The sequence below is a fragment of the Methylophaga sp. UBA4204 genome, from assembly GCF_002379485.1.
Classification (GTDB): domain Bacteria; phylum Pseudomonadota; class Gammaproteobacteria; order Nitrosococcales; family Methylophagaceae; genus Methylophaga.
Genome location: NZ_DFTU01000103.1, coordinates 1,364 through 2,736, shown reverse-complemented (window position 1 = coordinate 2,736; position 1,373 = coordinate 1,364). Strand labels below are relative to the sequence as shown.

Here is a 1,373-nt window from a genome sequence, read left to right as displayed (position 1 = left end):
TCTAAAGAATTAGTGGCGATTCAAGCCGGCATGTTGAGCTGTTATACAGTTTTTCTCTAATGCGAGCGTATTCCTCCGGTTCCTTGAGCAGCAAGGTTTTGACCGTCTCGACAGAGTGAATACACTGCTGACTAGCCAGTATGTGGAAACCTGTCGCTCCAAAATCAACTCCCAATCAGGCAAGCACTTGAGCGCAACTACTTTATCCAGAAGGTTTTCGGCACTTGAGATGATTCATCAACTCAGCCGCCACAGCTTTGACGTAATGGCTCATCCTTGGCCGGAATCGTCTGCTGCTTTACATTCTGGAGTTCTCGACGAAAACAGGTGGATGGGAAAGACCCTCATTATCCCTGATGAAGTTCTATCAAACTTGTTCAGCCAAGCTTATAACTGGATAGAAAATGCAGAAGAATTACTCGAGCATCGTAATGCTGCACATCAATGGCAGCAGGTAGGATTGTTTTCCACAAATCTTAATATCAAACTTGCTCAGCGAGGCTATGGGGGTGGTCTTCAATCCCTTAATAAGGATATTGCCAGGCTTCTGGATGCATGCATGTTAATAATACTCATTACCAGCGGTATCCGTCTTAGTGAGTTAGCCAGCTTACGGTCTGGGTGTGCCTCCACCACAGTTGGTGATGATGGCGAACGCTATCACTGGATCAATGGTTATAGTGACAAAACTCATGAAGGGGAAACCAGTTGGCTTGTTCCGGCGATTGCGCATACTGCAATTAATCTAGCTGAGCGAATAACTAAGCCACTGACAGAGGTGGTTAAGGCCGAAATATATAGGCTTTGTGAGCATAACAAGCATTGCCCTGAATTGTCTGTGTTGAAGCAACATCAAGATATTCTGTTACTTGGGCACCCACACAAATACGATCGTATCAAAACTCTTTCCGGAGCAGGCATTCGAAGCAGACTAAACAAATTTGCCGAAATACACGGAATCGACTGGCGTTTTACGCCTCATCAGTTCAGGCGCACTTTTGCCGTTTATGCCGCTCACTCAGCGTATGGCGATTTGCGCTATTTGAGAGAGCATTTCAAACACTGGAGCCTCGACATGACTGCGCTTTATGCCGTTAACGAGCACCAGGATGCTGAAATTTATGATGAAATACTTGCTTCCGTGCGAAACATTAAAATCGATGTTTTAGATCATTGGCTGAATCAGGATACCCCAATCAGTGGAGGTATGGCTGAGCCAATCAAAAACTTCCGTAATCATCAGGAAGTGCTCACAACTTATAGTGGGCGACGAGAAATGGCAGAGAAACTTTCCGGGCAAATCTCAATCCGAAGTACAGGCGTTGCGTGGTGTACGGCCGATTTCAGCGGTTGTAATGGCGGCCAAAGCGTCG

Annotated in this window: 1 protein-coding gene; it reads left to right on the top strand. The window is 46.0% G+C overall.

Features of this window, described 5'->3' with window-relative positions:
* Positions 1 to 229 precede the first annotated feature (229 nt).
* The coding region (locus tag B3182_RS15245) for a tyrosine-type recombinase/integrase (protein ID WP_292753417.1) at positions 230 to 1,373 on the top strand (1,144 nt) is incomplete at its 3' end.